This window comes from Streptomyces sp. NPDC097619, from assembly GCF_040302735.1.
Taxonomy (GTDB): domain Bacteria; phylum Actinomycetota; class Actinomycetes; order Streptomycetales; family Streptomycetaceae; genus Streptomyces.
The window spans coordinates 14416-26664 of sequence record NZ_JBEOSD010000025.1 but is presented as its reverse complement, the minus strand read 5'-3'; the positions used below and the strand labels follow the sequence as shown (position 1 = coordinate 26664).

Annotated in this window: 12 protein-coding genes; 7 read left to right on the top strand and 5 right to left on the bottom strand. The window is 74.2% G+C overall.

The window, feature by feature from the left end:
• Nucleotides 1-51 precede the first annotated feature (51 nt).
• Together ABTZ17_RS09960 and ABTZ17_RS09955 are read right to left on the bottom strand one after the other, a co-directional pair.
• Nucleotides 52-1449 (bottom strand): metallopeptidase TldD-related protein, encoded by a 1398-nt coding sequence (locus ABTZ17_RS09960; protein ID WP_352195053.1) that lies wholly within the window; start codon nucleotides 1447-1449, stop codon nucleotides 52-54.
• Nucleotides 1446-3008: a TldD/PmbA family protein gene (locus ABTZ17_RS09955; RefSeq protein WP_502994633.1), complete on the bottom strand. Its 1563-nt coding sequence runs from the start codon at nucleotides 3006-3008 to the stop codon at nucleotides 1446-1448. The genes ABTZ17_RS09960 and ABTZ17_RS09955 overlap by 4 nt, the downstream gene beginning before the upstream one ends.
• A 146-nt stretch (nucleotides 3009-3154) precedes the next feature.
• On the opposite strand from ABTZ17_RS09955, the gene fabG reads away from it, so the two are divergent.
• The 3 genes from fabG to ABTZ17_RS09940 all read left to right on the top strand — a co-directional run bounded on the left by fabG (nucleotide 3155) and on the right by ABTZ17_RS09940 (nucleotide 5319).
• Entirely contained in the window at nucleotides 3155-3874 is a 720-nt protein-coding gene (gene fabG, locus ABTZ17_RS09950; RefSeq protein ID WP_352195051.1) for a 3-oxoacyl-[acyl-carrier-protein] reductase, read from the top strand.
• Between the two features lie 4 nt (nucleotides 3875-3878).
• Nucleotides 3879-4649, top strand: coding sequence for an enoyl-ACP reductase FabI (fabI, locus tag ABTZ17_RS09945; protein WP_352195050.1), 771 nt, complete (start codon nucleotides 3879-3881; stop codon nucleotides 4647-4649).
• A 208-nt stretch (nucleotides 4650-4857) separates the two neighbouring features.
• Entirely contained in the window at nucleotides 4858-5319 is a 462-nt protein-coding gene (locus tag ABTZ17_RS09940; RefSeq protein ID WP_352195049.1) for a hypothetical protein, read from the top strand.
• Nucleotides 5320-5431: 112 nt separating this feature from the next.
• Here ABTZ17_RS09940 and ABTZ17_RS09935 read toward each other — a convergent pair whose 3' ends face one another.
• On the bottom strand, nucleotides 5432-6139 hold the full coding sequence (locus ABTZ17_RS09935; protein ID WP_352195048.1) for a FadR/GntR family transcriptional regulator: 708 nt from the start codon (nucleotides 6137-6139) through the stop codon (nucleotides 5432-5434).
• A gap of 147 nt (nucleotides 6140-6286) precedes the next feature.
• Here ABTZ17_RS09935 and ABTZ17_RS09930 point away from each other — a divergent pair, with 147 nt between their 5' ends.
• The 4 genes from ABTZ17_RS09930 to ABTZ17_RS09915 all read left to right on the top strand — a co-directional run bounded on the left by ABTZ17_RS09930 (nucleotide 6287) and on the right by ABTZ17_RS09915 (nucleotide 8697).
• The gene (locus ABTZ17_RS09930; protein ID WP_352195047.1) at nucleotides 6287-7570 is read left to right on the top strand and encodes a CynX/NimT family MFS transporter; all 1284 of its coding nucleotides are present in this window, start codon (nucleotides 6287-6289) and stop codon (nucleotides 7568-7570) included.
• A gap of 4 nt (nucleotides 7571-7574) precedes the next feature.
• Nucleotides 7575-7691 (top strand): SGM_5486 family transporter-associated protein, encoded by a 117-nt coding sequence (locus ABTZ17_RS09925; RefSeq protein WP_352195046.1) that lies wholly within the window; start codon nucleotides 7575-7577, stop codon nucleotides 7689-7691.
• A 171-nt stretch (nucleotides 7692-7862) separates the two neighbouring features.
• Nucleotides 7863-8081 (top strand): hypothetical protein, encoded by a 219-nt coding sequence (locus tag ABTZ17_RS09920; protein ID WP_352195045.1) that lies wholly within the window; start codon nucleotides 7863-7865, stop codon nucleotides 8079-8081.
• A 100-nt stretch (nucleotides 8082-8181) separates the two neighbouring features.
• The gene (locus tag ABTZ17_RS09915; RefSeq protein WP_352195044.1) at nucleotides 8182-8697 is read left to right on the top strand and encodes a SixA phosphatase family protein; all 516 of its coding nucleotides are present in this window, start codon (nucleotides 8182-8184) and stop codon (nucleotides 8695-8697) included.
• An 85-nt stretch (nucleotides 8698-8782) separates the two neighbouring features.
• On the opposite strand, the gene serB is transcribed toward ABTZ17_RS09915, so the two are convergent.
• Both serB and ABTZ17_RS09905 read right to left on the bottom strand, forming a co-directional pair.
• Entirely contained in the window at nucleotides 8783-9985 is a 1203-nt protein-coding gene (gene serB, locus ABTZ17_RS09910) for a phosphoserine phosphatase SerB (RefSeq protein ID WP_352195043.1), read from the bottom strand.
• A 325-nt stretch (nucleotides 9986-10310) separates the two neighbouring features.
• Nucleotides 10311-12122 carry a streptophobe family protein gene (locus ABTZ17_RS09905; protein WP_352195042.1) on the bottom strand — a complete coding sequence of 604 codons (1812 nt, stop codon included), beginning with the start codon at nucleotides 12120-12122 and terminating at the stop codon, nucleotides 10311-10313.
• Nucleotides 12123-12249: the final 127 nt, after the last annotated feature.

Sequence of the window (12249 nt, the reverse complement as noted above, 5' to 3'; positions counted from 1 at the left end):
CGCCGACAGGGCGGCGACGGATCGGGCGAGGTCAGACGGGGTCGGACGGGTTCAGACGCCCTGGCTGACCGAACTCATGTTGAAGTCCGGGATCCGCAGCGCGGGCATCGCCGCCCGCGTGAACCAGTCGCTCCACTCCCGCGGCAGGGTCTTCTCCGTCCGCCCCGCCTCGCTCGCCCGCGACAGCAGGTCCACCGGCGACTCGTTGAACCGGAAGTTGTTCACCGCGCCGGTGACCTCCCCGTTCTCCACCAGGTAGACCCCGTCCCGGGTCAGACCGGTCAGCAGCAGCGTGGCCGGGTCCACCTCGCGGATGTACCACAGGCAGGTCAGCAGCAGCCCCCGCTCCGTCCCCGCGACCATCTCCTCCAGGGACTTCTCGCCGCCCCCGTCCAGGATCAGGTTCCCGGCCGCCGGCGCCACCGGCAGCCCGGTCAGCCCCGCGCTGTGCCGGGTCGTCGTCAGATGCGCCAGCTCACCCTGCCGCACCCAGTCCACCGGACCCACCGGCAGCCCGTTGTCGAACACCGAGGCGTCGTCCCCCGAGCTGTGCGCGATCACGAACGGCGCCGACTCCAGACCCGGCTCCGACGGATCGCTGCGCAGGGTCAGCCCCAGCTCCGACAGCTTCTCCCCGACCCGCGTCCCACCACCCGGCTTCGAGAAGACCGTCCGGCCCTCCGCCGCGTCCCGGGCCGCCGAGGACCACAGCTGGTAGATCATCATGTCCGCCACCGCCGTCGGCGGCAGCAGCGTCTCGTACCGGCCCGCGGGCAGCGCGATCCGCCGCTCCGCCCAGGCCAGCCGCTGCGCCAGCTCGGCGTCCAACGCCGCCGGATCCACGTCGGCGAAGTCCCGGGTGGCCCGTCCGGCCCACGCCGACCGCTGCATGTCCGGGGACTTCGCGTTCAGCTCCAGCGTCCCGTTCGGCTGGTCGTGCCGCAGCCGCAGCCCCGTCGAGGTGCCCAGGTAGGTACTGGTCAGCTCGTGGTTCGCGAAGCCGTACAGCTCCCGACCGCCCTCCCGGGCCCGCGCGAACGCCTCGCCCAACGCCGGCGCGAATCGCTCGAACACCGCCGACGAGGTCTCGTCCGGGGCCTCCGTGAACCGAGCCGAGGCCGGCCCGCCCGCCGCGGCGGTCACCAGCGGCAGGGCGTCCTCCGCCGGCCCGGCCGTCCGGGCGGCCGCCTCGGCGGCCCGCACCAACGGCTCCAGGTCCGCCGCGGTCACGGCGGAGCGCGAGACGACCCCCGAGGCCGTGCCCTCCCGGCCGTCCACGGTCGCGATCACCGTGAGGGTCCGACCGCGGGTGACCCCGTTGGTGGTCAGCGCGTTGCCCGCCCACCGCAGGTTCGCGGTGGACTGCTCGTCGGCGATCACCACGCAGCCGTCCGCCGTGGACAGCTCCAGGGCCCGCTCGACGATCTCGTGGGGACGGGTGCGGCTCATCGGCCGGCCTCCTGGGTGGTGTTCAGCACGTTCACGTCGCGGAAGAGGGCCGAGGGGCAACCGTGCGAGACCGCCGCCACCTGACCGGGCTGGGCCTTGCCACAGTTGAAGGCACCGCCCAGCACGTACGTCTGCGGACCGCCCACCTTCTCCATGGAGCCCCAGAAATCGGTGGTGTTGGCCTGGTACGCCACGTCCCGCAGCTGCCCGGCCAGCCGACCGTTCTCGATCCGGAAGAACCGCTGACCGGTGAACTGGAAGTTGTACCGCTGCATGTCGATCGACCAGGAACGGTCGCCGACCACGTAGATCCCGCGCTCCACCCCGCCGATCAGGTCCTCCGTGGACAACCCGCCCGGATCCGGCCGCAGGGAGACGTTCGCCATCCGCTGCACCGGCACGTGCCCGGGGGAGTCGGCGTACGCGCAGCCGTTGGAACGCCCCAGCCCCGTCAGCTTCGCGATCCGCCGGTCCAACTGGTAACCGACCAGCGTGCCGTCCTTGACCAGGTCCCAGGACTGCGCCTCGACGCCCTCGTCGTCGTATCCGACGGTCGCCAGGCCGTGCTCGGCCGTGCGGTCACCCGTCACGTTCATCACCGGGGAGCCGTACTTCAACTTCCCCAGCTGGTCGAAGGTGGCGAAGGAGGTGCCCGCGTACGCGGCCTCGTAGCCCAGCGCCCGGTCCAGCTCGGTGGCGTGCCCGATGGACTCGTGGATGGTCAGCCACAGGTTCGACGGGTCGATGACCAGGTCGTAGCGGCCCGCCGTCACCCCGGGCGCCCGCATCTTCTCCGCGAGCAGCCCCGGGATCGCCTCCAGCTCGGAATCCCAGTCCCACCCCGTGCCCGTCAGGTACTCCCAGCCGCGACCGGCGGGCGGCGCGATGGTCCGCATGGAGTCGAACTCGCCGGTCTTGCCGTCCACGGCCACCGCCGTCAGCTGCGGGTGCACCCGCACCCGCTGCTGGGTGGTGACCGTCCCGGCGGTGTCCGCGTAGAACTTGTTCTCGTGCACGGCCATCAGGGAGGCGTCCACGTGCGCCACCCCGTCCGCCGCCAGCAGCCGGGAGCTCCAGTCGGCCAGCAGCGCCGACTTCTCCTCGTCGGGCACCGCGAACGGGTCCACCTCGTACGCCGACACCCAGGTGCGGTCCGCGTGCACCGGCTCCTCGGCCAGCTCCACCCGTTCGGCCGAACCGGCCGCCGCGATCACCTTCGCCGACAGCTGCGCCATCGCCACCGCCTGCGAGGCGACCCGGGCGGCGCCGTCCATCGTCAGGTCCACCCCCGAGGCGAACCCCCAGGCCCCGCCGTGCACCACGCGCACCGCGTAGCCCAGGTCGGTGGTGTCGGAGGAACCGGAGGGCCGGGCGTCGCGCAGCCGCCACGAGGCGCTGCGGATCCGCTCCAGCCGGAAGTCGGCGTGGGCGGCGCCCAGCGCCCGGGCACGGGCGAGCGCCGCGTCGGCGAGCGCCCGCAGGGGCAGCGCCGTGAACGCCGCGTCGATGGAATGAGGCACGGATTGTCTCCCTGTGGTCGGACCGGGGACTCCGATCATGTCCTGTCCGCCCGCCGCCTGCCTACCTCTTTCTGTAGGGACCCCACAGAGCCTCTTCCCATGCCCTGTCGAGGCCCGATTCTTCGTGCGGAGCACCGGACCGATAGGTTTCCGGTGAATCAGACAGCCAAGGAAAGGGTGATCCGATGAGCCGCTCGGTTCTCGTCACCGGAGGAAACCGGGGCATCGGCCTCGCCATCGCCCGTGCCTTCGCGGAGGCCGGCGACAAGGTCGCCGTGACCTACCGGTCGGGCGAGCCGCCGCAGGAACTCCTCGCCCTCGGGGTCCTCGCGGTCCGCTGCGACATCACCGACTCCGAGCAGGTGGAGCAGACCTACAAGGAGATCGAGGAGAAGCACGGCCCGGTGGAGGTGCTCGTCGCCAACGCGGGCATCACCAAGGACCAGCTGCTGATGCGGATGTCGGAGGAGGACTTCACCGCCGTCCTCGACACCAACCTCACCGGCACCTTCCGCGTGGTCAAGCGCTCCAACCGGGGCATGCTCCGCGCCAAGAAGGGCCGCGTCGTCCTGATCTCCTCGGTCGTGGGCCTCCTGGGCTCCGCCGGGCAGGCGAACTACGCCGCCTCCAAGGCCGGGCTGGTGGGCTTCGCCCGCTCCCTCGCCCGCGAGCTCGGCTCCCGCAACATCACCTTCAACGTCGTCGCCCCCGGATTCGTGGACACCGACATGACGAAGGTGCTCACCGACGAGCAGCGCGCCGGGATCGTCGCGCAGGTCCCGCTCGGCCGGTACGCACAGCCGGAGGAGATCGCGGCGACCGTGCGCTTCCTCGCGTCGGACGACGCCTCGTACATCACCGGAGCCGTCATTCCCGTTGACGGCGGATTGGGCATGGGTCACTGATCACATGAGCGGAATTCTCGACGGCAAGCGCATCCTCATCACCGGTGTGCTGATGGAGTCCTCCATCGCCTTCCACACCGCCAAGCTCGCGCAGGAGCAGGGCGCCGAGGTCATCCTGACCGCCTTCCCCCGGCCCACCCTCACCGAGCGCATCGCGAGGAAGCTGCCCAAGCCCGCCAAGGTGATCGAGCTCGACGTCACCAACGAGGAGCACCTCGCCCGCCTGGAGGGCCTCGTCCGCGAGGAGCTCGGCGGCCTCGACGGAGTCGTCCACTCCATCGGCTTCGCCCCGCAGGACGCCCTCGGCGGCAACTTCCTCAACACCCCGTTCGAGTCGGTGGCCACCGCCATGCACGTCTCGGCCTTCTCGCTGAAGTCCCTGACCATGGCCTGCAAGCCGCTGTTCCCGGCGGAGGGCGCGGCCGTCGTCGGCCTCACCTTCGACGCGCAGTACGCCTGGCCGCAGTACGACTGGATGGGCCCGGCCAAGGCCGCCCTGGAGGCCACCAGCCGCTACCTCGCCCGCGACCTGGGCAAGGACAACGTGCGCTGCAACCTGGTCTCCGCCGGCCCGATCGGCTCCATGGCCGCGAAGTCCATCCCCGGCTTCGGCGAGCTGGCGGACGTCTGGAACACCCGCTCCCCGATGAACTGGGACATGTCCGACCCCGAGCCCGCCGGCCGCGGTGTGGTCGCCCTGCTCTCGGACTGGTTCCCGAAGACCACGGGCGAGATCGTCCACGTGGACGGCGGCCTGCACGCGATGGGCGCCTGACCCCCGGCCCACCACCGGCCCCGGGGGAGTCCCCCGAGCGGGCCGGTCCCGACGGCGGCCGCGGTACCCCGACAGGGGCGCCGCGGCCGCCGTCGGCGTTTCCCGAAGTGTCGATCGGGACGTATCACTGCACACTGGCCGAGTCGGGATCTTCCCGGCGGGCGGTGGGGCGGAGGTGCGCGGAGTGGGCCCGAGTCGGAGCCGAGCTTTGTCCCTGCTGGTGACCTCGATGGTGCTGTCCGGGCTGCTGGTGCCCGGAGCCGCGGCCCGACCGGGCACGCCGCGCGAGCCCGCCCAGCGGGAGCGGGCGCTCCGGGCGGACCCGGTGGAGCGCCCGGACCACCACGCCGACCTCGTGGACCGCACGGCCGCCGTGCGCCTGGCCGACCTGCCGGCGGAGCCGCCCGCGCAGCCCGCCCGGCCCCGCGGCGAACCGCTCTTCGGCTCCGACTGCGACACCGTGATCGAGGGCTCGCGGGTCACGGCCCACTGCCACAACCCGTTCCCCCGGACGGACCTGGTCCGCCTGCACGTCGAATGCGAACGCTGGTGGGACGTGGACGGGGACTCCGCACCCGTCTCCGTCGAGCCCGCCGGGCACGTCCGCCTGGCCTCCCGCTGCTGGAAGGAAGTCCGCTCGGCCTGGGTCAGCCACGAACCGGGCGGCTGAGCGGGGCGCGGGACGAAGGAGGGGCGCGGGTGTGTCGTGTGGGTCCGCAATGTCACGCGTGAACGGGCAATGTCACGCGTGAGCGTGCAGTGTCAGACGTGACCGTACAGGGTCACGCCGAGGCCCCGCCGGGCTCCGCCGCCCGACCCGGGGCGTTGCGGAGCCATTCGAAGGGGTAGCCACCGGCCTCGGCCGCCGCCGCCTCCCCGTCCCCGCGCCGGATCGCCTCGATCAGACGCGCGTGATCCATGTGGGTGTCCGGCGTCAGCTCGGTGCCCACGTCCTCCCGCAGCCAGTCCCGCAGCAGGTCGCCCAGGTCCGCGTACAGCCCCATCAGCACGTCGTTGTGCGAGGCCGCCACCACCGCCATGTGCAGGCTCACGTCGGCCGCGACGAACAGCTCCGCGTCCCCGCCCTCCCACGCCTCCTCGCGGCGCGCCAGCAGCGCGTCCAACTGCGCCAGGTCCCGCTCGGTGCGCCGCTCCGCCGCGAACCGCGCCGCCGAGGACTCCAGGGTGGACCGCAGCTCCGCCACGTGCCGGGGGTCCGCCCCCGCGAACCGCCGGTGCATCACCCCCGCCAGCTCGCTGGTGGCCAGGACATACGTGCCCGAGCCCTGCCGGATGTCCAGCAGCCCGTTGTGCGCCAGGGCCCGGACGGCCTCCCGCACGGTGTTGCGGGCCACGCCCAGCATCTCGACCAGCTCCGGCTCGGTGGGGATCCGGGAGCCCACCGGCCACTCACCCCCGGTGATCTGGTTCCGGAGCTGGGCGATCACCTGGTCCACCAGCGCGGATCGGCGCGGCGAGGTCAGCGGCATGGGGCCCTCTCGGGTTCGGCGGGGGAGCGGCGGGCGGGCGGCCGGTGACGGCGGCGCTCGGTGGGGACGACCCTACCGAGCGTCGCGCGCGGATCGCCGGCGCCGACGACTGGACCACCAATCATCCCATGATTCTATGATGGTTCCATGTCCGACGAAGAAACCACGCTCCTGAGCCGCCCGGCGCCCACCCGCGCCATCGTCCCCACCGACGACCCCCGCCCCGCCCCGGCCTGGCTCGGCCCGACCCTCCTCGTCGCGATCGTGCTGGCCGCCCTCAACCTGCGCCCCGCCATCACCAGCCTCGGCGCCCTCCTCGAAGAGACCCGCGAGGGCCTCGGCATGAGCGGCACCGTCGCCGGCCTGCTCACCTCCGTCCCCGGCCTCTGCTTCGCCGTCTTCGGCATCACCGCGCCCCGGCTCTCCCGCCGCTTCGGCCCGGCCGCCGTGGTCTGCGCGGGCATGGCCGCGATCGCCGCCGGCCTGCTGATCCGCCCCTTCGCGACCGGCACCGTCGGCTTCCTGGCCGCGAGCGCGCTGTCTCTGGCGGGCATCGCCCTCACCAACGTGCTCCTGCCCGTGATCGTCAAGCGCTGGTTCCCGGACCGCGTCGGCACCATGACCGGCCTCTACTCCATGGCCCTGGCCATCGGCACCTCCATCGCCGCGGCCGCCACCGTCCCCATGACCCAGGCCCTCGGCGGCAATTGGCGCGCCGGCCTGCTCATCTGGGCGGTCCTCGCCGTGATCGCCGTCGTCCCCTGGGTGCCCATCGCCCGTCAGACCCGCCGCGACCGCGACCGCACCCCCGCGGGCGCCCCCGGCGAAGCGGCGCGCGGCCTCCGCGTCACCCGCAGCCGCACCGCCTGGGCCCTCGCCGGCTACTTCGGCCTCCAGGCCACCGGCGCCTACGTCACCATGGGCTGGCTCCCGCAGATCTTCCGCGACGCCGGAGTCTCCGCCGGCACCGCCGGACTCCTGCTCGCCGTCACCATGGTCATGGGCGTCCCGCTCGCCTTCGTCATCCCCCGACTGGCCGGAGCCGTCCGCAACCAGGGCGTGATCGTCGCCGCCCTGGGCGCCTTCGGACTCACCGGATACGCCGGTCTCTACCTCGCCCCCGCGGGCGGCGCCTGGGCCTGGGCCCTGCTCCTGGGCATCTCCAACTGCGCCTTCCCGCTCGCCATCACCATGATCGGCCTGCGCGCCCGGTCCGCCGCCGGCGTGGTCAAACTGTCCGCCTTCGCCCAGAGCACCGGCTACCTGATCTCGCTCCCCGGCCCGCTCCTCATCGGCGTCCTCTACCAGCACAGCGGCGGCTGGGACCTGCCGCTCGCCCTGATGGCCTGCCTGATGGTCCCGCAGATCGCGATCGGCGTCCTCGCGGGCCGGGACCGCACCATCGAGGCCGAATGCGGCATGGGAGACTGACCCCATGCCCGTCCTCGAACCGAACCCCCAGAACGGCCACAAGAAGCTGGCCATCGTGCTCGGCGCGATGCTCGGCGTGACCGTGATCATCGCCGTCATCGCCACCCTCGCCTCCCCCTGACCGGTACGCCCCCGCCCCGGGGGTGGGGAAGACCCCCCGTCCCCTAGGGGGCGGGTCTCAGGGTGCAGTGGGTGGAAAACCCGATGGGATCCCGGGCCCCCGATCCGTAGATTCGGAGGCAGTACGGCACTCCCGCCGGACGGCACGCCCAGCACCACCGCGGAGGCGGTCATGTCTGTACCGGTCCACACCGCCCACCCCCGCCCGCCGACCCCACCGGCACTCCGGGCCACCGCCCCCCGGCTCGCCTGGTGGACCCTGGCCCTGCCCGTCCTCGCCTTCACCGCCCTCATGGCCCTGCTGACGGGACCGGGAGCCGCCGAAGCCGCCGGAGGCGGCGCCGCCGGACTCGGCCGCGTCATGACGGAACTGCTCCGGATACTCCTCTGACGGCGCCCGCCCCGCCCCGCGCGGGAGCACGCCCCCCGGAGGGGTACGAGCCTCCCAACACCCTGCGCCCCGTGGCTCGTTTCATGCGAAGCTGAGAACCATGAGCGCCGACACCTCCCGCAGGATCGTCCTACTCCGGCACGCGAAGGCGGACTGGCCCCAGGTCTCCGACCACGAGCGCCCCCTCGCCGACCGCGGCCGCCAGGACGCCCCGGCCGCCGGCCGGAAACTGGCCGAAACCGGCATCACCTTCGACCTGGCCCTCTGCTCCACCGCCGCCCGCACCCGCGAGACCTGGAAGCTGGCCGTCCAGGAACTGCCCCACCGCCCCCGGACCTCGTACGAGGAACGCCTCTACGAAGCCGCCCCGGGGGAGATCATCGCCCTGCTCAACGAAACCCCCGACGAGGTCCGCGACCTCCTCGTCATCGGCCACAACCCGGGCATGCAGGCGCTCGCCGACATCCTCTCCGGCAGCGCCGACGGCGACGCCGACGGCCGACTGGCCCGCAGCGGCTTTCCCACCGCCGCCCTCGCCGTGATCGGCTTCACCGGCACCTGGAAGTCCCTCGAACCGGGCGTCGGCAGCCTCACGGACTACTGGAGCCCGCACTGACGGTACCCGCCGACGCGAAAAAAAGGGGGCCCCGACGCCACGGCGCCGGGGCCCCCTCCTCGCGGCCGCGATCGCGACCGCCCGCTCAGTCGAGGTCGGCCGCCTCGACCTCCTCGCGGGTGATGCCCAGCAGGTACAGCACGGCGTCCAGGAACGGCACGTTCACCGCGGTGTGCGCCGCCTCCCGCACCACCGGCTTGGCGTTGAAGGCCACGCCCAGCCCGGCCGCGTTCAGCATGTCCAGGTCGTTGGCCCCGTCACCGATGGCCACCGTCTGCGCCAACGGCACCCCGGCCTCGGCCGCGAACCGCCGCAGCAGCCGCGCCTTGCCCGCCCGGTCCACGATCTCCCCGACCACCCGACCGGTGAGCTTCCCGTCCACGACCTCCAGCGTGTTGGCGGAGGCGAAATCCAGCCCCAGCCGCTCCCGCAGGTCGTCGGTGACCTGCGTGAACCCGCCCGAGACCACGCCCACCTGGTAGCCCAGCCGCTTCAGCGTCCGGATCAGGGTCCGCGCCCCCGGCGTCAGCCGGACCTCGGCCCGCACCTTCTCCACCACGGAGGCGTCCAGCCCCGCCAGCAGGGCCACCCGCGCGTGCAGGGACTGCTCGAAGTCCAGCTCCCCGCGCATCGCCTGCGCGGTCACCTCGGCGACCTTGTCCTCGCAGCCGGCGTGGGCCGCGAACAACTCGATGACCTCGTCCTGGATGAGGGTGGAGTCCACGTCCATCACCACCAGGCGCTGCGCCCGCCGGTGCAGACCGGCCGACACCACCGCCACGTCCACCCCGATCTGCGAGGCGGCCGTGGCCAGCGCCGTGCGCAGCGGCTCCGTCTCCGCGCCGGACACGGCGAACTCCACCGCGGTGACCGGGTACTTGGCGAGTCGGAAGATCCGGTCGATGTTGCCGCCCGTGTCGGTGATCCGGGCGGCGATGGCGGCGGTGGACTCCGCCGTCAGCGGATGCCCCAGCACGGTGACGTGCGACCGGCCCAGACCGCGGGGCCGGTTGTCACCGGTACCGGAGATGATCTCGGCCTGCAGCTTGAGCGACTCGGCCCAACTGTGCACGGTGGCCCGCAGTTCGCCCTCACCGCCCGGCTGTTCCGGTCGGGTGACCAGCGCGCACAGCACGATGCGGCCACGGGTGACGACCTGCTCGATGTCCACGACATCGACGGAGTAGGCGGCAAGAGTGTCGAACAGTCCGGCGGTGATCCCGGGACGGTCCTTGCCGAAGATCTTGACGAGGAGGGTGGGGACGGCGGAGGTCTGCGAAGCGCTCATGGTGACCTCACCGTATCCCGTACCCCCACGACCACCGCCCCCCGTCCCACCCCCCGGGACGACCCCCGGAGCGAAACCCCGGCCCCGCCGGCGCGTGAGGCGATCGGTGAGCCGCACCCGACGACCAACCGGAACCGAATCCCGGCCCCGCCAGGGGGTACCTCCCAGCGGTAGCCGGCGGAGTGTGAGGCGCGGGGGTGTGGGGGGCGGAGCCCCCGAGGGGCCGCGGTAGCGGCTTGCCGTCACGGCGTGGCCCGGGGCCGCCGCGGGCGCCCGGTTCCGGGAAGGGGCGGGGCGGGGAAGAAGCCCCGCGCAGCGGCACCCCTCACCCACCCCCCGCCGGCGGAGGCGGAGGCGGAGGTGGCGGCGGCAACGGCGGCGGCGTGAACGCCGCCCGCCCCCCACCCCGTCCGCCCGCACCCCTCGGCGGCACCGGCGGCAACCCGGTCACGGTCTCCTGCTCCTCCACCCCCGAGCCCGCACCCCCCGCTCCCGCCCCCGCACTCGGTCCCGCCCCCGCCCCCGCCACCCGATACGGATTGACCTCCCCCAGCGCCGGCCCCCGCACCGGCGACGGTCGGTACGGCCCCACGATCCCGGTCCCGGCCCCCGCATTCCCGGCCCCGACCGCTCCCATCCCGCCGGCCCCCACCCTCCCGCCGCCCCCCGCACCCTCCCGCCCGCCCCGAACCGCCCGCACGAGCACCGCCCCCACCGCTCCGGCCCCCGCCCCCCACGCGGCCCCCGCCACCGCCGCCCACCCCGGATCGGCCCGGAGTTCCAGCCCCGCCTCGAAGGCGTCCACGCCCAGTACCGACAGCGAGGCCCCGGCCGACACCGCCGTCAGGACCGTCAGCACCGGCAGCGCCACCGCCAGGGCGCCCCCCAGCCGCACGGCGCCACGCAGCGGCCCGTGGTCCGGCGCCCGTACCGCCGACAGCGTGCCCGCGTACAGCAGCAGCACCGCGAGGGCCACGAGCAACAGCCACACCCGCCCGTCCGCCTCCGCGAGCCGAGGCAGGTTCAGCGCGGCCCGTTCGTCTCCCGAGCCGGTCACCAGCGGGCCGAGCGGATCGGGCAGCACCTCGGCCAGGGAGCCCTCGGCCCGCCCCTCCCAGGGCACCAGCAGCCCCAGCGGCACCGCCGTCCAGGCTCCGTTGGGCGCCCCGAGGAGGGCCGCGCCCAGGATCCGGCCCGGGTGCTCGTCCCGGGCCGCGGCCCAACCGGCCGCCCCCAGCCCCGCGAGGACCGCCACCAGCAGCATCGCCACCACCGCGGACGACCCCGGCCGCACCCACCCCGAGACGACCCCCCACCTCCCCGCCCGCGCCCCACCCCGCCGCGAGGTCAGCCGGGCGAGCAGCAGGACGGCCGCCGCCCACACCAGGGCCCCGCGCAGCGCCGCCCCCGCGTCCGCGGAGAAGCCGACGCGCGCCTGCGCGTCCACCAGGTCCCCGACCCGCTCCCGCCACAGCCCGCCGAGCCCGGCCCCGTCCGCGAGCCGCCCGGCCCCGCCGAGCCCGAGCCCGCCGAGCCCGAGGGACCCGGGCCCACCCGCCCCGCCGCTCCCCGTGCCCCCGTCGGCCCCGCCCCACCGGGCCCCGTCCAGGGTCACCACCTCGTGCGCCGCCCGCGCCAACCCCCAGGCCGCGGCCCCGAACAGCCCCACGACGGCCGCCGCCAGCCCGGCCACCCGCCGGCCCGCCCCGGGACCACCCCCGGCCCCCACCGCCCGCGCCGCGCGCAGGAAGAGCGGCCCCAGCACCAGCGCCCCGGCCAGCGAGATCCCGAGCGGCGTCACCCGCACCGCGGTCTCCGCCGCGGCCCCGTCCAGTCCGAAGGCGGACACCTCTCCCGAGGGGGTCACCGTCCCGCCGACCGCGAGCACCAGCAGCGCCGCCGTCAGCGCCGGCAGCGAGGCCCCCTCCCCGCCTGCCCCGCCGAGCTCCCGCGCGCCCAGCAGCCACAGTCCCGCCGCGGCCACCCCGGCCATCACGGCCAGGGACCACCCCACCACCGCCACCGCGCACAGCGGCGACCACCACCAGGCCGCCGCCCCGCCGCTCCGGGCCTCGGGGGTGGCGGCCCCGAACGCCCGCCCCGCTCCGCCCGGTTCTCCGCCCCCGTACCGCCCCATGCCCGGACCCCGATTCGTACCGAGTGATCCTTGATCTCCGAATTGCCATGATCCGTACGGACTCATGGCCTCTTTCCACTCTCCGGGCGCTTTCCGACCCCGTCAACGCCCCTGTCCGGAAGTGACC